We start from the raw sequence: 15,862 nt of genomic DNA on the forward strand, positions 1-15,862 counted from the left end.
GATCAGTTGATCACCGGCCATCGTCAGGGGCGTCTTTGATGTTCACTTTGGCGGTGACTGACATCCCCGGGCGAATCTTGCCGCGCAGCGGATTGTCCGCAGCGAACGTCAGTTTGACCGGAATTCGTTGTACGACTTTGGTGAAGTTGCCCGTGGCATTGTCGGGCGGCAACAGGCTGAACTGCGCGCCCGAGGCGGCGAACAGACTGTCGACTCGCGCCTCGATCGGCGTGTCGCTGTAGGCGTCGAAGGTCAGCCTGGCTTTCTGCCCGGGCTGCATGTGGCCAATCTGGGTTTCCTTGAAATTGGCCTGAATCCAGATGTCCTGATCCGGGACGATCGACAATAGATACGCGCCAGCCTGCACGTACTGGCCTTCGCGAGCCGCGCGCTGGCCGATCAGGCCGCTGATGGGTGCGTGGATTTCGCTGCGGGTCAGGTTCAGTTCGGCCTGGGCGAGGTCGGTCCTGGCGTTGGCGATCATGGCGTCGAGACGCTTGATCTCGGCGCTCAGAGAGTTGACTTGCTGGCGCTGACTTTGCGCATCCGCCTGAGCCTTGGTCACTTGCGAGCGGGCGATGTGAGTATCGGCGGAGAGCGTGGTGACCCGTTCTTCCGACACGTAGCCGGGTTTGCGCAAGGTTTGCGCCCTGGACAAATCGATCTGCGAGCGGCCCAGGCTCGCCTGGCTGGAAGCCACTTGCGCTTCGCTGGCGGCGATCAGGCTGGCTTGCTGGGTCAGTTTGCTCTGGGCTTGCAGGCGTTCGGCCTGGCGGGTGGCGAGGGTCGCGTTGGCGCGGTCGACGGCGAGGTGAAAATCATCGCCTTCGAGCTTGATCAGCAGTTGGCCTTTCTCTACGTGCTGGTTGTCCTGCACCAGCACCTGCTCGATGCGCGCGCCCAGTTGGCTCGAGACACGGGTGATCTCGCCCTGGACATAGGCATTGTCGGTGCTTTCGTAAAACCGTCCCTTGAAGAACCACTGGGCGAAAAAGCCCCCGGCAATCAGCAGGACGATCAACAGGAAAATAAACAGGCGACGCTTGAGTTGGGCAGGCATGGGGCAGACTGTAGTCGAGAAAGTGTAAGGGAAGTTATCAGCAGGCGAATTTGGCATACAGGCGATAGTGGGTAAATGCCATCGGCTGATAATCCATCATTCATCGCGGCTAAGGCCCGTTGTAGACGCAACGTTGGCTTAAATGCCCTGCTGACTGGAGCCGGGCGGGTATCGCCTGTTACCATTCGCCCTTTGTTTTATCTTCATTTCGAGACTTGCCATGACCACCGTCCGCACTCGCATCGCGCCATCGCCTACCGGGGACCCCCACGTAGGTACCGCTTACATCGCTTTGTTCAACTACTGCTTTGCCAAGCAGCACGGCGGTGAGTTCATCCTGCGGATCGAAGACACTGACCAATTGCGTTCGACCCGCGAGTCCGAACAACAGATTTTCGACGCCCTGCGCTGGCTGGGTATCGACTGGAGCGAAGGCCCGGATGTCGGCGGCCCGCACGGTCCGTATCGTCAGAGCGAACGCGGCGACATCTATCAAAAGTACTGCCAGCAACTGGTCGACATGGGCCATGCCTTCCCGTGCTTCTGCACCGCCGAAGAGCTGGACCAGATGCGTGCCGAGCAAATGGCACGTGGCGAAACCCCGCGTTACGACGGCCGTGCGCTGCTGCTGTCCAAAGAAGAGGTCGCGCGCCGCCTGGCCGCTGGCGAGCCGCACGTGATCCGCATGAAGGTGCCGAGCGAAGGCGTGTGCGTGGTCCCGGACATGTTGCGTGGCGACGTCGAGATCCCGTGGGATCGCATGGACATGCAAGTGTTGATGAAGACCGACGGCCTGCCGACGTACTTCCTGGCCAACGTGGTCGACGACCATCTGATGGGCATCACCCACGTCCTGCGCGGCGAAGAATGGTTGCCGTCTGCGCCGAAACTGATCCTGCTGTACGAATACTTCGGCTGGGAACAACCGCAGCTGTGCTACATGCCGCTGCTGCGTAACCCGGACAAGAGTAAGCTGTCCAAGCGCAAGAATCCGACGTCGGTGACGTTCTACGAGCGCATGGGCTTCATGCCCGAAGCGATGCTCAATTACCTGGGCCGCATGGGCTGGTCGATGCCGGACGAGCGTGAGAAGTTCTCGCTGCAGGAAATGGTCGACCACTTCGACCTGAGCCGTGTGTCCCTCGGTGGGCCGATTTTCGACATCGAAAAACTGTCGTGGCTCAACGGGCAGTGGCTGCGTGACTTGCCGGTGGAAGAGTTCGCCAGTCGCTTGCAAACCTGGGCGCTGAACCCCGAATACATGATGAAAATCGCACCGCACGTGCAGGGCCGTGTAGAAACTTTCAGCCAGGTTGCACCGCTGGCCGGTTTCTTCTTCGCCGGTGGCGTGAACCCGGATGCCAAGCTGTTCGAGTCCAAGAAGCTGTCGGGCGATCAGGTGCGTCAGTTGATGCAGTTGATCCTGTGGAAGCTGGAAAGCCTGCGTCAGTGGGAGAAGGACAACATCACTGCGACGATTCAGGCGGTGGTCGAATCCCTGGAGCTGAAGCTGCGTGACGCCATGCCGCTGATGTTCGCCGCGATCACCGGCCAGGCCAGCTCGGTGTCGGTGCTTGATGCGATGGAGATCCTCGGTCCGGACCTGACCCGTTTCCGTCTGCGCCAGGCGATTGACCTGCTGGGCGGCGTGTCGAAAAAGGAAAACAAGGAGTGGGAAAAACTCTTGGGCAACATCGCCTAAGGGCATTTGATCCCGTGCAGGCGCTGCCGGAGGCCGTGATCTTTTGATCCTGCCTTCGGCGTCACCCCCGGTTTTTCGGGGGGAGGGCGGTAAGTGATTGTTATGTCGGCAAAAAACTTTGGAAATTGTTAAAAATAAATTTGACACGTTTCCGATGCGCCATTAAGATTCGCCCCGTCCTCAGCGATGAGGGGCTATAGCTCAGCTGGGAGAGCGCTTGCATGGCATGCAAGAGGTCGACGGTTCGATCCCGTCTAGCTCCACCAATTTACACTTCAAGGTCTGGCCACACCGGCCTTGAAGCGATCAACACTCAGCGTTGATCTGTTGTATAGAAGGGTTTGCGTCCCCTTCGTCTAGTGGCCTAGGACACCGCCCTTTCACGGCGGTAACAGGGGTTCGAGTCCCCTAGGGGACGCCAGTTTTACAGAAGCGATGTTGCAAGATGTCGCTCCGCCGCGAGGCGAAAAATCCGGGGCTATAGCTCAGCTGGGAGAGCGCTTGCATGGCATGCAAGAGGTCAACGGTTCGATCCCGTTTAGCTCCACCAATTTTACAGTTCAAGGTCTGGCCACACCGGCCTTGAATCGATCAGCACTCAGCACTGATCAGTTGTATAGAAGGTTTTGCGTCCCCTTCGTCTAGTGGCCTAGGACACCGCCCTTTCACGGCGGTAACAGGGGTTCGAGTCCCCTAGGGGACGCCACGATTACCCGCTCTGCGGGATTTTATAAGGGTCATTCAATTATTGAATGGCCCTTTTGTTTGTCTGGCGTTTGGCCAAATCCCCCCGTTTCTTTCAAACTGTTCTTCAGACCAGCGGTCACATCCACGACTTGCGGAAAATTATTATGAGAATAATATTCTAGTCGTAATATTCGGAGGCAACGATGAACGATAAAAAAGCTCAAACCCGCGAACGCATCCTCAAGGCCGCCAGCGCAGCGCTGATTCAGCGCGGCCCGGCCGAACCGAGTGTGGGCGAAGTGATGGGCGCAGCCGGCCTGACGGTTGGCGGCTTCTACGCACACTTCGAAAGCAAGGACGCGATGATGCTGGAAGCGTTCAAGCAACTGCTCGGTCATCGCCGTGGCTTGATCGCAGAGATGGACTCGCAACTGACCGGCGAAGAGCGCCGCGCGTTGGTGGCGGCGTTCTATCTGTCGCGTAAGCACCGTGATTCCTCCGAGTCAGCTTGCCCGATCCCGGCATCTGTCGGCGAGTTGGGGCGTCTGCCGGACGAGTTTCGTGTGGCGTTGAATGAACACGTTGAAATGATGGTCGCGCAGTTGGCGGCCAGCCCGGAAGACACCGACAAAGCCTTGGCCGACATGGCCTTGATGGTCGGTGGTCTGGCTCTGGCGCGGGCGCTGGGGCCAGGAGAGTTGTCCGATCGATTGCTGCGCGCCGCCAAATCAGCGGTGCTATGACCTGAAGGCAAGGCCTTGGGAGTGAGAGCGATGAACACGTTGAAGTGGGTTCGTGGCGTTAATGGCACCTTGGGCTGGTTTGCTCCGACATTGGTCGCGAGCAAGATGCGACTGGCGTTCATGACGCCACGAGACCTGCCACCACGTGATTGGGAACTGCCGCTACTGGCAAGATCCGAACGAATCACTCTGCGCTTTGGCCTCTCGGCGTTGCGCTGGGGGCAAGGGCCGGCGGTATTGCTGATGCACGGCTGGGAAGGCCGGCCGACGCAGTTTGCGAGCCTTATTACTGCGCTGGTCGATGCCGGTTACTCCGTGGTTGCGCTGGACGGTCCGGCGCATGGCCGCTCCCCTGGTCGTGAGGCCAATGTGGTGCTGTTTGCCAGGGCCATGCTTGAGGCGGCTGCCGAGTTGCCGCCGCTGCAAGCAGTCATCGGCCATTCCATGGGCGGGGCGAGTGCCATGCTCGCCGTTCAGTTGGGCCTGCGTACCGAAACCCTGGTGACGATTGCCGCGCCGGCGCGGATTCTCGGGGTCCTGCGCGGTTTCGCCCGCCACGTGCGACTGCCACCCAAGGCGCGCTCTGCGTTCATTCGTCAGGTCGAGAGAGACGTCGGTATGCGCGCTGCAGCGCTGGACGTCGCTCATTACCAGCTCGACATGCCAGGCCTGATCGTCCATGCCGAAGATGACAAGTTTGTCCCGGTCAAGGAAGCCCAGTTGATCAATGAGGCCTGGTTCGACAGTCGACTGTTGCGCCTGGAAGAGGGCGGCCATCAGCGCGTGCTGGCGGATCACCGGGTGATTGATGGCGTGCTGTCACTGCTGGCCGGTCGCAGTCTGCAATCGCGCCAATCGGCGTAAGCATCCGTTACACTGCCCCGGTCAAAATCATCTGACCGGGAGTGGGGCATGGGCTGGGATCGGGCAACGCCATTTATCATTGATCTGGAAGTCGGCGCCGAAGACATCGACGGGCTGGGTCACGCCAATAACGCGGTTTACGTGACCTGGCTCGAACGCTGCGCCTGGCGCCATTCGCAGCGGCTGGGCCTGGACCTGGTCGAATATCGTCGACTGGACCGGGCGATGGCGGTGGTGCGGCATGAGATCGACTACCTGGCCGCAGCCTATGAGGGCGATGAGTTGCAATTGGCGACCTGGATCGTCGACTGGGATCAGCGCCTGAAAATGACCCGACACTTCCAGTTGAAGCGGCCCAGCGACAACACCACGCTGCTGCGGGCGCAAACCACCTTTGTGTGCATCGAATTGTCCACCGGCAAGCCCAAGCGCATGCCGGCCGAGTTCATCGAGGGTTATGGCCCGGCGTTGCAGATTCTGGATGCAACCAAAATCTAATGTGGGAGTGAGCCTGCTCGCGATAGCGGTGCATCAGCCGCATTCCTGTTGGCTGACACACCGCTATCGCGAGCAGGCTCGCTCCCACAGGGGAATCTGCGATGTTCTGCAGATTTCCCGCGCAATCCAGTAAACTGCCGCACGTTTTTCGTCGAGTGTGTTTTTCATGCAAATTGCTTTGGCGCCCATGGAGGGGTTGGTCGACAACATCCTGCGGGACGTGCTGACCCGTGTGGGCGGTATCGATTGGTGCGTGACCGAGTTCATCCGGATCAACGATCAACTGCTGACGCCTGCCTATTACCACAAGTTCGGTCCGGAACTGCTGACCGGTGCACGCACCGCGTCCGGTGTTCCGTTGCGGGTGCAGTTGCTCGGCTCCGACCCTGTGTGTCTGGCGGAAAACGCTGCGTTGGCGTGTGAGTTGGGATCCGAGGTCATCGACCTGAACTTCGGCTGCCCGGCCAAGACCGTCAACAAATCGCGCGGCGGCGCCGTGTTGCTCAAAGAGCCTGAATTGCTCAACCAGATCGTTGAACACGTACGTCGCGCGGTGCCGGCGCACATTCCAGTCACCGCCAAGATGCGCCTGGGCTTCGACAGCCCGGACGGCTCGCTGGTCTGTGCCACGGCCCTGGCCGAAGGCGGCGCGGCGCACATCGTGGTTCATGCGCGGACCAAAACCGATGGCTACAAGCCGCCTGCGCATTGGGAATGGATCCCCCGCGTGCAGGACGTGGTCAAGGTGCCGGTTTTCGCCAATGGCGATATCTGGAGCGTCGAAGACTGGCGTCGTTGTCGCGAAATCAGCGGTGTCGAAGACATCATGCTCGGTCGTGGCCTGGTCTCACGTCCTGACCTGGCCCGGCAAATCGCGGCGGCGAGGGCTGGCGAGGAGGTCATTGAGATGACCTGGAGCGAGTTGCTGCCGCTGATCCAGGACTTCTGGCTGCAAGCCAAGGCACAGATGACGCCACGCCAATCGCCCGGTCGCTTGAAGCAATGGCTGGCGATGTTGACCCGCAATTATCCTGAAGCGGTCGAGTTGTTTACCGTCCTGCGCCGTGAAACCGAACTCGATCAAGTCTCGCGTTTGCTGGGGTTGCAGGTGTCTGAAGCGGCGTAAAATTTTTTTAAAAAAACCAGAAAAAATCTCTTGAAAAGCAATTGGCGATCCTTATTTAAGGATTACGCGATGCCGAATCCGGGTCGCGGAGACAAAAAAACTTGCTGATCTGTTTTCAGGAGATTTGAATCATGAGTACTGCATTTTCGATGGCCCCTCTGTTCCGTTCCTCGGTGGGCTTCGACCGTTTTAATGACTTGTTCGAAACCGCCCTGCGCAACGAGCCAGGTAGCACCTACCCACCCTACAACGTGGAAAAACACGGCGAAGACCAATACCGTATCGTCGTGGCAGCCGCGGGGTTCCAGGAAGAAGACCTGGACCTGCAAGTGGAAAAAGGTGTGCTGACCATCAGTGGTGGCAAACGTGACGCAAACGAAGACGTCACCTATCTGTACCAGGGCATCGCACAGCGCGCCTTCAAACTGTCCTTCCGTCTGGCGGACCATATCGAAATCAAGGCTGCCGGCCTGAGCAACGGTTTGTTGAGTATCGACCTGTTGCGGGTGATTCCGGAAGAGGCGAAAGCCAAACGAATCCCGATCAACGGGACAGAAAAACCGGCTCTGCAGCACTGAGTCGGAGCGATGAAAAGGGCGCCATTGGCGCCCTTTTTTGTGTCTTCATTTCAGCAGCTTCTGAAACTCCTCCACCGGTAACGGCCGACTGTGCAGATACCCTTGGTAAAAATGGCAGCCCAACCCCTGTAAAAACTCCAGTTGCTCCGCCGTTTCCACGCCTTCAGCGATTACCTTCAATTCCAGGCTGCGCGCCATGGCGACAATGGCGCGGATGATTTCGGCGTCGTTGGGGTCGGTGGTGGCGTCGCGGATGAACGACTGATCGATTTTCAGTGTGTCGACCGGCAGCCGTTTTAGGTAAGTCAGCGAGGAGTAACCGGTGCCAAAGTCGTCCATCGCAAAGCTCACACCGAGTTTTTTCAGGCGGCGCATTTTGTTGATGGTGTCTTCCAGATTCTGAATGACGATGCCTTCGGTGATTTCCAGTTTCAGCAGCGAGCAGGGCAGGCCGTGGCTGCCGAGGCTGTGCTCGATGCGTTCGACAAAATCGTTCTGGCGGAACTGCCTCGGGCTGATGTTGACGCACAGGCTGAAGCTGAGCGGGTTGATCAGGCCTTTGGCAACCAGCTGTTTGAACGCGGCGCAGGCTTCGTCGAGGATCCAGGTGCCGACTTCCAGAATCAATCCGCTGTCTTCCAGCACCTTGATGAACTCGGTGGGTGATTGCGGCCCCAGTTCCGGGTGGTTCCAGCGCACCAGGGCTTCGGCGCCGACAATGCGGTTGCCCCGTGCGTCGACCTGGGGTTGGTAATGCACGTCAAACTCGCCACGGGAGAGGGCCTGACGCAGGTCGGTTTCCATGCGCAGGCGTTCGCTGGCGGCCTTCTGCATGGTGTTGTGATACATCTGCGTGGTATTGCGGCCCGAGTCCTTGGCGCGGTAAAGCGCGATGTCGGCGCGTTTGAGCAGGTCAGTCGGTGTCGAGCCGTGGTCGGGAATCAGCGCGATGCCGATGCTCGGTGTCACCTGCAGGCGTTGGCCGTCGAGGAACATCGGCTCCGACAGCAATTCGCGCAGGGTGTCCGCCAAGTCCCGGACCTGTGCGCTGACCTCGTTGCGCGAGCCTTCCAGGCCGCTGAGCAGCACCACAAACTCATCGCCGCCCAGGCGAGCCACGGTGTCCTCCATACGCACACTGGCCTCAAGGCGCGCGGTGATGATCTTCAGCACGGTATCGCCCACCGGGTGACCGAGTGAGTCGTTGATGTGCTTGAAGTGATCGAGGTCAAGGAACAGCAGCGCGCCACGCAGGTTATGCCGCTTGAGCAGGGCGATTTGTTGGCTCAGGCGGTCCATCAACAACGCGCGGTTCGGCAGGTTGGTCAGCGGGTCGTGGTACGCCAGGTGACGGATTTGCGCTTCGGCATTTTTCAGCAGGCTGACGTCCCGGGCGGTCAGCAGCAAGCACGCGGTTTCGTTGAGGGTGATGGGCTCCACCGAGACTTCGACGGTCAGCAGTTCGCCGCGCTTGTTGCGGCCGATCATTTCCTGGTGGTGCACGCGGCCCTTGATCTGCAACTCGGCAAGCAGTGCCGAGCGTTGCTTCTCTTGCGCCCAGATGCCGACCTGATACACCGTGCGGCCCAGCACCTCATCGGCGCGATATCCCGTCAGGCGACAGAAGCCGTCGTTGACCTCCAGGTAGCGCCCGGTGTCACGCTCGGTGATGGTGATGGCGTCGGGGCTTGAATGGAACGCCTTGGCAAACTTCTCCTCGCTGGCCTTCAGTGCCGCTTCGGAGCGCTGCTGCTGGGTGATGTCGCGCAGCGTCGTGACGATGCACGGCTGTTCGCCGACGCTGATCTGTCGGCTGGAAATCACGCAGGTCAGGGATTGCCCGTCCTTGTGCTGGGCGACGATGGCTACGTTGTTCAGGCTCTGTTCGCGGATGACCTGTTCGATTCGTTGCAGGCTTTTTGCCGAAGCGTCCCACAGGCCGATTTCGTCGGCGCTGCGCCCGATCACTTCCACGGCGCTCCAGCCGAAGGTCTGAGTGAAGCTGGAGTTGATCTCGATGAACTGGCCGGTGTCCTGGCGCGTCACGCAAATCGGGTCCGGGCTGACCTGGAACAGCGTGGCGAATTTCTCTTCGGAGGCCACCAGCCGTTGTTCGCGTTCCACCTGGTCGGTGATGTCCAGCAAGGTGCCGGCCATGCGCAGCGGAGCGCCGTTTTCGTCGCGGTAAAGCCGGGCGCGGCTTTCGAGGTAGCGCGAGCTGCCATCGTCCAGTTGCACACGGTAGGTCAGTTGATAATTGCCCGCCGGCCCTTCACGCAGGCTGCGGTAGGCGTCGCGCATGCTGTCGCGTTCTTCGCCGGGCACGCCTTCGAAAAACGCCTCGAAGGATTCATGAAAAGGTATGGGGTCCAGCCCGTGCAGTTGGGCGGCTCGAGCCGAGCCGTAGAGCATGCCGCTGGGAATGTGCCAGTCCCACGTGCCGAGTTGCGCCGAATCCAGGGCCAGGTCGAGGCGTTCCTGGCTGTCCTTCAGGGCGTGCTCGGCGGCTTTGCGTTCGGTGGTGTCGAGAAAGGTGCTCAGCAGGTACGGCTGGCCTTCGAGTTCGACCTTTTGTGCGCTGAGGATGCCGTCGTGGATCTGGCCGTTGCTGGCGCGAAACTGCACCTCCATGCTGGTCAGTTCGCCCTTGGCCTTGGTCGCCGTGACCAGCGCGGCCCGTTGCTCCGGGTGTACCCACAGACCCAGTTCGACGGTGGTGCGGCCAATGGCATCTTGCACCGGCCAGCCGAACAGGCTTTCGAAATACTGGTTGGCTTCGGTAATCAGGCCGTCTTCCTGGCGGGTCAACAACACCATGTTCGGGCACAGGTGGAACAGCGTGGCGAAGCGTTTTTCCGAGCTGCTCAGTGCCTGTTCGCGTTGGCGTTGGTGGGTGATTTCGCGGATCACGCCGATCATTCGCGGTCGTCCGTGTTTATCCGGCAGCAAACTGCCATTAATTTCCAGCCAGTGCAGGCTGCCATCGGGCCAGCGGATGCGGTGATGCATCGCCTGTTCCAGCGGGGCGCCGGCGATCACCGCATGGAAGGCGCGGACGGTTTTCGCACGATCCTCCGGCGGCAACAAGTCGAGGTATTCCAGATCGGCCGGCAACGGTTGGCGCGGATCGAAGCCGAATAACGCCTGAGTGCCCCGCGACCAACTGATCTGCCCGCGCTCGATGTCCCAATACCAGGCGCCCAGACGCGCACCATTGAGGGCGGCCAGCAATTGCGGCGCACTTTCCCAGCTCTGCTCGGATCGTTTTGGGTCTAGCGCCTGGATACGCGGCATTGGCGGAATACGGTCAACAGATTTGGGCATTGGCAGCAAGCCTTGGGCTGAATTGGGCGTTAGGCACAGGAATTCGCGGCTGCATGGCAGTTACACACGTTAGCCTTGAGTCCCTGGCAGATCGATTTGTGCATCCAGCAGGGCCATGAAAGCCCGTGCCGCATTCGACAGCGTCCGTTCGGTGTGCAGGATATAGCCTAGCTGGCGAGTCAGTTGTATGCCCGGTAAAGGTATTCGCGCAACCTGATCGTCGAGCATGGTGCGCGGCAAAACGCTCCACGCCAAGCCGATCGAGACCATCATTTTGATGGTTTCGAGGTAATTCGTGCTCATGGCGATGTTCGGTGTCAATCCCTGGGCCTCGAACAGGCGCTGGACAATGTGATGAGTAAAGGTGTTTCCACCGGGAAATACGGCCGGGTGCAGGGCGATATCTGCAAGGCTGACGGCGCCGTTGCTGATCAGCGAGTGCTCCGGGGCGACCACGAAATCCAGCGGGTCGTCCCATACCGGCGTGGCTTTGACCAGGGAATGCGGCTCGGGCGCCAGGGTGATGACCGCCAGTTCCGCGCGCCCATGGAGGATTTCTTCGTAGGCCACTTCCGAATCGAGGAACTGAATGTCCAGCGCCACCTGCGGGTAGCGGCGGGTGAACTCCCTTAATAAGGGCGGCAAACGGTGCAGGCCGATGTGGTGACTGGTGGCCAGTGTCAGGCGGCCGGTGACTTCGCCCGTCAGGTTGGTCAGCGCGCGGCGAGTGTCATCCAGCACATTGAGGATCTGGTAAGCCCGCGGTAGCAGGGCGCGTCCGGCCTCGGTCAGGCTGACTTCACGGCCCAGCCGATCGAACAGCCGCACCTTCAATTGCTGCTCCAGCCCGGCAATCCGCTTGCTGATCGCTGGTTGCGTCAGGTGCAGGCGCTCGCCGGCGCCTGAGAAGCTCCCGGTCTCGGCAATCGCGATAAAGGCATTGAGGTTGGCGAGGTCCATTGAAGTATTCCAGTTGGTTATCCAAAGCATAAAAAATATGAATTTGAGTTATTTAATGTAACCCCCTAGGATCGACCTCACAAGCCAAGGGGTTATTGAAATGTTCAAGGCCCGGGGCATAGAAACAAGCTGATGAGGAAACCGTCTGATGGCCGGCAAAACGCTCTACGACAAGCTCTGGGATTCGCATTTGGTCAAGCAGCGCGACGATGGCTCTGCGCTGATCTACATCGATCGTCACATCATCCACGAAGTGACCTCGCCGCAAGCCTTTGAAGGCCTGCGTCTGGCCGGGCGCAAGCCTTGGCGCATCGATGCCAACATCGCGACCCCGGACCACAACGTACCGACCACCCCGGAGCGCAAGGGCGGCATCGAAGCCATTGCCGACGAGGTCTCGCGTTTGCAGGTTCAGACCCTCGACGACAACTGCGATGAATACGGCATCGTCGAATTCAAGATGAATGATGTGCGTCAAGGCATCGTCCACGTCATCGGTCCTGAGCAGGGCGCCACCTTGCCGGGCATGACCGTGGTCTGCGGCGACTCCCACACCTCGACTCACGGTGCATTCGGCGCCTTGGCTCACGGTATCGGCACGTCCGAGGTCGAGCATGTGCTCGCCACTCAGTGCCTGGTCGCCAAAAAAATGAAGAATATGTTGGTGTCGGTCGAAGGAAAACTGCCGTTCGGCGTGACCGCCAAAGACATCGTCCTCGCTGTCATCGGCAAAATCGGCACCGCCGGCGGTAACGGCCATGCCATCGAATTCGCCGGTAGCGCGATTCGCGATCTGTCGGTCGAAGGCCGCATGACCATCTGCAACATGTCCATCGAGGCTGGCGCTCGCGTAGGCCTGGTGGCCGCTGACGAAAAAACCGTGGCCTATGTGAAGGGCCGTCCATTTGCCCCGAAAGGCGCGGAATGGGATTTGGCTGTCGAAGCCTGGAAAGACCTGGTGACGGATAAAGACGCCAAGTTCGACACCATCGTCGAGCTCGATGCGACCCAGATCAAGCCACAAGTCAGCTGGGGCACCTCGCCTGAAATGGTGTTGGCTGTGGACCAGAACGTGCCGGACCCGGCCAAGGAAATGGACCTGGTCAAACGTGGCTCCATTGAACGCGCCCTGAAATACATGGGTTTGACCGCCAACCAGGCGATCACCGACATTCAACTGGACCGTGTGTTCATCGGTTCCTGCACCAACTCGCGGATCGAAGATTTGCGCGCTGCGGCGGTGATCGCCAAGGGTCGTAAAGTGGCGTCGACCATCAAGCAAGCCATCGTGGTGCCGGGCTCGGGCCTGGTGAAAGCTCAGGCCGAATCGGAAGGCCTGGACAAGATTTTCCTCGACGCCGGTTTCGAATGGCGTGAACCGGGCTGCTCGATGTGCCTGGCGATGAACCCGGACCGTTTGGAATCGGGCGAGCATTGCGCATCGACCTCCAACCGCAACTTCGAAGGCCGTCAGGGCGCCGGTGGTCGTACCCACCTCGTGAGCCCGGCCATGGCCGCCGCCGCCGCGGTAAACGGTCGTTTCGTCGACGTCCGTGAATTGATCTAAAGGAGCGCAGCATGAAAGCTTTTACCCAGCACACTGGTCTTGTCGCGCCTTTGGATCGTGCCAACGTCGACACCGACCAGATCATCCCGAAGCAGTTCTTGAAGTCGATCAAGCGCACGGGCTTCGGCCCGAACCTGTTCGATGAGTGGCGCTATCTGGATGTCGGGCAGCCGTATCAGGACAACTCCAAGCGTCCACTGAACAAGGACTTCGTCCTCAACGCCGAACGTTACCAAGGCGCCAGCGTGTTGCTGGCCCGTGAGAACTTCGGTTGCGGTTCCAGCCGCGAGCACGCGCCGTGGGCCCTGGAAGAATACGGTTTTCGCAGCATCATCGCGCCGAGCTACGCCGACATCTTCTTCAACAACAGCTTCAAGAACGGCTTGCTGCCGATCATCTTGAGTGACGCTGAAGTCGACGAGCTGTTCCAGCAAGTGGAAGCGACCCCGGGTTATCAGTTGCAGGTCGATCTGCAAGCCCAGACCGTGACCCGTCCGGACGGCAAGGTGCTGCGCTTTGAGATTGATGCGTTCCGCAAGCATTGCCTGTTGAACGGTCTGGACGATATCGGCCTGACTTTGCAGGATCACGAGGCGATTGCGACGTTTGAAGCCAAGCATCGTGCGAGCCAGCCGTGGTTGTTTCGCGACGCGTAAGTTTGTGTAAGGCGTGATGACGCCATCGCGAGCAGGCTGGCTCCCACATTGGATTTGCGGCGATCACAAAACCCTGTGGGAGCGAGCCTGCTCGCGATGAGGCCAGAATAAACACTCCAAGACTCACCCCAAAAGGAAGTCCAGATGACCAGCACCGCCCAGCACAGCCAGGTAGTCCAAAAGCAATTCGGTGAACAGGCTTCGGCCTATTTGAGCAGCGCCGTTCATGCTCAAGGCACCGAATTCGCGCTGCTACAGGCCGAAGTGGCCGGGCAGGGCGATGCGCGGGTGCTGGATTTGGGGTGCGGTGCCGGTCACGTGAGTTTTCACGTGGCGTCGCTGGTCAAGGAAGTCGTGGCTTACGACCTGTCCCGGCAAATGCTCGACGTGGTGAGTGCTGCCGCTCAAGATCGTGGTTTGAGCAACGTAACCACCGTCAACGGTGCTGCCGAGCGCCTGCCGTTCGCCGATGGCGAGTTCGATTTCGTGTTCAGCCGTTATTCGGCGCACCATTGGAGCGATCTCGGCCTGGCCTTGCGTGAAGTCCGTCGGGTACTGAAGCCGGGCGGCGTGGCGGCGTTCATCGACGTGTTGTCTCCGGGCAGCCCATTGTTCGACACTTACCTGCAAAGCGTCGAAGTCCTGCGCGACACTAGCCATGTGCGCGATTATTCCGCCGGCGAGTGGTTGCGCCAGGTCAGCGAAGCGGGGTTGCATACCCGCAGCACCACGCGCCAGCGGCTGCGTCTGGAATACACCTCGTGGGTCGAGCGCATGCGCACGCCAGAGGTGATGCGCGCGGCAATCCGCGAATTGCAGCAGTCGATGGGCAGCGAAGTACGCGAATATTTTGAGATTGAGGCCGATGGTTCATTCAGTACCGATGTATTGGTGCTGATGGCTGAACGATAAGCGCCTGACAATAGACTTTTTCCACGGCGTGCCCATGGGCGCGCCGACTGATGACATGAGGAAAGCATGAGCAAGCAGATTCTGATTCTCCCGGGTGATGGTATTGGTCCGGAAATCATGGCCGAAGCGGTCAAGGTACTTACACTTGCCAACGACAAGTACAGCCTGGGCTTCGAACTCAGCCATGACGTGATCGGCGGCGCGGCCATCGACAAGCACGGCGTGCCACTGGCCGATGAAACCCTGGACCGTGCCCGCGCGGCCGATGCGGTTCTGCTGGGCGCGGTTGGCGGCCCGAAATGGGACGCCATCGAACGTGACATCCGCCCTGAGCGCGGCCTGCTGAAAATTCGTGCGCAATTGGGCCTGTTTGGCAACCTGCGTCCGGCGATCCTCTATCCGCAACTGGCTGAAGCATCGAGCCTGAAGCCGGAAATCGTTGCCGGCCTGGACATCCTGATCGTCCGTGAGCTGACCGGCGGTATCTACTTCGGCGCGCCACGCGGCACCCGCACCCTGGAAAACGGCGAGCGCCAGTCCTACGACACGCTGCCGTACAGCGAAAGCGAAATCCGCCGCATTGCCCGTGTCGGTTTCGACATGGCGATGGTGCGTGGCAAGAAGCTGTGCTCGGTGGACAAGGCCAACGTATTGGCGTCCAGCCAGCTGTGGCGTGAAATCGTTGAAGAAGTGGCCAAGGATTACCCAGAGGTCGAACTGAGCCACATGTACGTCGACAACGCCGCGATGCAGCTGGTGCGCGCACCGAAGCAGTTCGACGTGATCGTCACTGACAACATGTTCGGCGACATTCTGTCCGACCAGGCGTCGATGCTCACCGGTTCCATTGGCATGCTGCCGTCGGCATCCCTGGATACCAACAACAAAGGCATGTACGAGCCGTGCCACGGTTCGGCGCCGGACATCGCAGGCAAAGGCATTGCCAACCCGTTGGCGACCATTTTGTCGGTCTCCATGATGTTGCGTTACAGCTTCAATCTGCAGGATGCGGCGGATGCGATCGAGAAGGCCGTTAGTCTGGTATTGGACCAGGGCTTGCGCACCGGCGACATCTGGTCGGCCGGTTGCACTAAAGTCGGTACGCAGGAAATGGGTGACGCAGTAGTCGCCGCGCTGCGGAATCTGTAATCTCTCGGGCCCGCTGCCACTTTCAACTTCGAAAGC

13 protein-coding genes and 4 tRNA genes are annotated in these 15,862 nt (G+C 59.8%); 14 read left to right on the plus strand and 3 right to left on the minus strand.

Going from position 1 to position 15,862, the window contains the following annotated elements; genetic code table 11:
- Positions 1 to 10 precede the first annotated feature (10 nt).
- The gene (locus ACM6I0_RS21515; RefSeq protein WP_414923198.1) at positions 11 to 1,060 is read right to left on the minus strand and encodes an HlyD family secretion protein; all 1,050 of its coding nucleotides are present in this window, start codon (positions 1,058 to 1,060) and stop codon (positions 11 to 13) included.
- Positions 1,061 to 1,280: 220 nt separating this feature from the next.
- On the opposite strand from ACM6I0_RS21515, the gene gltX reads away from it, so the two are divergent.
- From gltX to ACM6I0_RS21565, 10 genes are all read left to right on the plus strand, one after another.
- Positions 1,281 to 2,762: a glutamate--tRNA ligase gene (gene gltX / locus ACM6I0_RS21520; RefSeq protein ID WP_285435653.1), complete on the plus strand. Its 1,482-nt coding sequence runs from the start codon at positions 1,281 to 1,283 to the stop codon at positions 2,760 to 2,762.
- A 190-nt stretch (positions 2,763 to 2,952) separates the two neighbouring features.
- Positions 2,953 to 3,028: transfer RNA gene (locus ACM6I0_RS21525), tRNA-Ala, on the plus strand.
- 79 nt (positions 3,029 to 3,107) lie between these two features.
- Positions 3,108 to 3,183, plus strand: a tRNA-Glu gene (locus ACM6I0_RS21530).
- Between the two features lie 53 nt (positions 3,184 to 3,236).
- Positions 3,237 to 3,312: transfer RNA gene (locus tag ACM6I0_RS21535), tRNA-Ala, on the plus strand.
- 80 nt (positions 3,313 to 3,392) lie between these two features.
- A tRNA-Glu gene (locus ACM6I0_RS21540) sits at positions 3,393 to 3,468 on the plus strand.
- A 184-nt stretch (positions 3,469 to 3,652) separates the two neighbouring features.
- On the plus strand, positions 3,653 to 4,192 hold the full coding sequence (locus ACM6I0_RS21545) for a TetR/AcrR family transcriptional regulator (RefSeq protein WP_090182264.1): 540 nt from the start codon (positions 3,653 to 3,655) through the stop codon (positions 4,190 to 4,192).
- A gap of 30 nt (positions 4,193 to 4,222) precedes the next feature.
- The gene (locus ACM6I0_RS21550; protein ID WP_285435652.1) at positions 4,223 to 5,056 is read left to right on the plus strand and encodes an alpha/beta fold hydrolase; all 834 of its coding nucleotides are present in this window, start codon (positions 4,223 to 4,225) and stop codon (positions 5,054 to 5,056) included.
- 48 nt (positions 5,057 to 5,104) lie between these two features.
- A complete protein-coding gene (locus ACM6I0_RS21555; protein WP_285435651.1) occupies positions 5,105 to 5,554 on the plus strand; it encodes an acyl-CoA thioesterase in 450 nt (149 codons plus the stop codon).
- Positions 5,555 to 5,720: 166 nt separating this feature from the next.
- Positions 5,721 to 6,680 (plus strand): tRNA dihydrouridine synthase, encoded by a 960-nt coding sequence (locus ACM6I0_RS21560; RefSeq protein ID WP_285435649.1) that lies wholly within the window; start codon positions 5,721 to 5,723, stop codon positions 6,678 to 6,680.
- 131 nt (positions 6,681 to 6,811) lie between these two features.
- Positions 6,812 to 7,258, plus strand: a complete 447-nt coding sequence (locus ACM6I0_RS21565; protein ID WP_285435647.1) for an Hsp20 family protein — start codon at positions 6,812 to 6,814, stop codon at positions 7,256 to 7,258.
- 45 nt (positions 7,259 to 7,303) lie between these two features.
- Here the strand turns inward: ACM6I0_RS21565 and ACM6I0_RS21570 are convergent, their stop codons facing one another.
- Together ACM6I0_RS21570 and ACM6I0_RS21575 are read right to left on the minus strand one after the other, a co-directional pair.
- A complete protein-coding gene (locus tag ACM6I0_RS21570) occupies positions 7,304 to 10,582 on the minus strand; it encodes a PAS domain S-box protein (protein ID WP_414923199.1) in 3,279 nt (1,092 codons plus the stop codon).
- Between the two features lie 69 nt (positions 10,583 to 10,651).
- Positions 10,652 to 11,542, minus strand: coding sequence for a LysR family transcriptional regulator (locus tag ACM6I0_RS21575; RefSeq protein ID WP_285435644.1), 891 nt, complete (start codon positions 11,540 to 11,542; stop codon positions 10,652 to 10,654).
- A gap of 148 nt (positions 11,543 to 11,690) precedes the next feature.
- On the opposite strand from ACM6I0_RS21575, the gene leuC reads away from it, so the two are divergent.
- From leuC to leuB, 4 genes are all read left to right on the plus strand, one after another.
- Entirely contained in the window at positions 11,691 to 13,109 is a 1,419-nt protein-coding gene (gene leuC, locus ACM6I0_RS21580; RefSeq protein ID WP_285435643.1) for a 3-isopropylmalate dehydratase large subunit, read from the plus strand.
- Between the two features lie 11 nt (positions 13,110 to 13,120).
- On the plus strand, positions 13,121 to 13,765 hold the full coding sequence (leuD, locus tag ACM6I0_RS21585; RefSeq protein WP_222585551.1) for a 3-isopropylmalate dehydratase small subunit: 645 nt from the start codon (positions 13,121 to 13,123) through the stop codon (positions 13,763 to 13,765).
- Between the two features lie 144 nt (positions 13,766 to 13,909).
- Positions 13,910 to 14,677: a class I SAM-dependent methyltransferase gene (locus ACM6I0_RS21590; protein ID WP_414923200.1), complete on the plus strand. Its 768-nt coding sequence runs from the start codon at positions 13,910 to 13,912 to the stop codon at positions 14,675 to 14,677.
- A 66-nt stretch (positions 14,678 to 14,743) separates the two neighbouring features.
- Positions 14,744 to 15,826: a 3-isopropylmalate dehydrogenase gene (gene leuB / locus ACM6I0_RS21595; protein WP_285435639.1), complete on the plus strand. Its 1,083-nt coding sequence runs from the start codon at positions 14,744 to 14,746 to the stop codon at positions 15,824 to 15,826.
- The last annotated feature ends 36 nt before the right edge of the window (positions 15,827 to 15,862 follow it).

Origin of the sequence: Pseudomonas sp. IT-P294 (genome assembly GCF_949767865.1) — a bacterium.
GTDB lineage: Bacteria > Pseudomonadota > Gammaproteobacteria > Pseudomonadales > Pseudomonadaceae > Aquipseudomonas.

Excerpts from the sequence above, each read along its gene's own strand:
- ACM6I0_RS21515 (WP_414923198.1), bottom strand. The coding sequence starts at position 1,060 with ATGCCTGCCCAACTCAAGCGTCGCCTGTTTATTTTCCTGTTGATCGTC.
- gltX (WP_285435653.1), top strand. The coding sequence starts at position 1,281 with ATGACCACCGTCCGCACTCGCATCGCGCCATCGCCTACCGGGGACCCC.
- ACM6I0_RS21545 (WP_090182264.1), top strand. The coding sequence starts at position 3,653 with ATGAACGATAAAAAAGCTCAAACCCGCGAACGCATCCTCAAGGCCGCC.
- ACM6I0_RS21550 (WP_285435652.1), top strand. The coding sequence starts at position 4,223 with ATGAACACGTTGAAGTGGGTTCGTGGCGTTAATGGCACCTTGGGCTGG.
- ACM6I0_RS21555 (WP_285435651.1), top strand. The coding sequence starts at position 5,105 with ATGGGCTGGGATCGGGCAACGCCATTTATCATTGATCTGGAAGTCGGC.
- ACM6I0_RS21560 (WP_285435649.1), top strand. The coding sequence starts at position 5,721 with ATGCAAATTGCTTTGGCGCCCATGGAGGGGTTGGTCGACAACATCCTG.
- ACM6I0_RS21565 (WP_285435647.1), top strand. The coding sequence starts at position 6,812 with ATGAGTACTGCATTTTCGATGGCCCCTCTGTTCCGTTCCTCGGTGGGC.
- ACM6I0_RS21570 (WP_414923199.1), bottom strand. The coding sequence starts at position 10,582 with ATGCCCAAATCTGTTGACCGTATTCCGCCAATGCCGCGTATCCAGGCG.
- ACM6I0_RS21575 (WP_285435644.1), bottom strand. The coding sequence starts at position 11,542 with ATGGACCTCGCCAACCTCAATGCCTTTATCGCGATTGCCGAGACCGGG.
- leuC (WP_285435643.1), top strand. The coding sequence starts at position 11,691 with ATGGCCGGCAAAACGCTCTACGACAAGCTCTGGGATTCGCATTTGGTC.
- leuD (WP_222585551.1), top strand. The coding sequence starts at position 13,121 with ATGAAAGCTTTTACCCAGCACACTGGTCTTGTCGCGCCTTTGGATCGT.
- ACM6I0_RS21590 (WP_414923200.1), top strand. The coding sequence starts at position 13,910 with ATGACCAGCACCGCCCAGCACAGCCAGGTAGTCCAAAAGCAATTCGGT.
- leuB (WP_285435639.1), top strand. The coding sequence starts at position 14,744 with ATGAGCAAGCAGATTCTGATTCTCCCGGGTGATGGTATTGGTCCGGAA.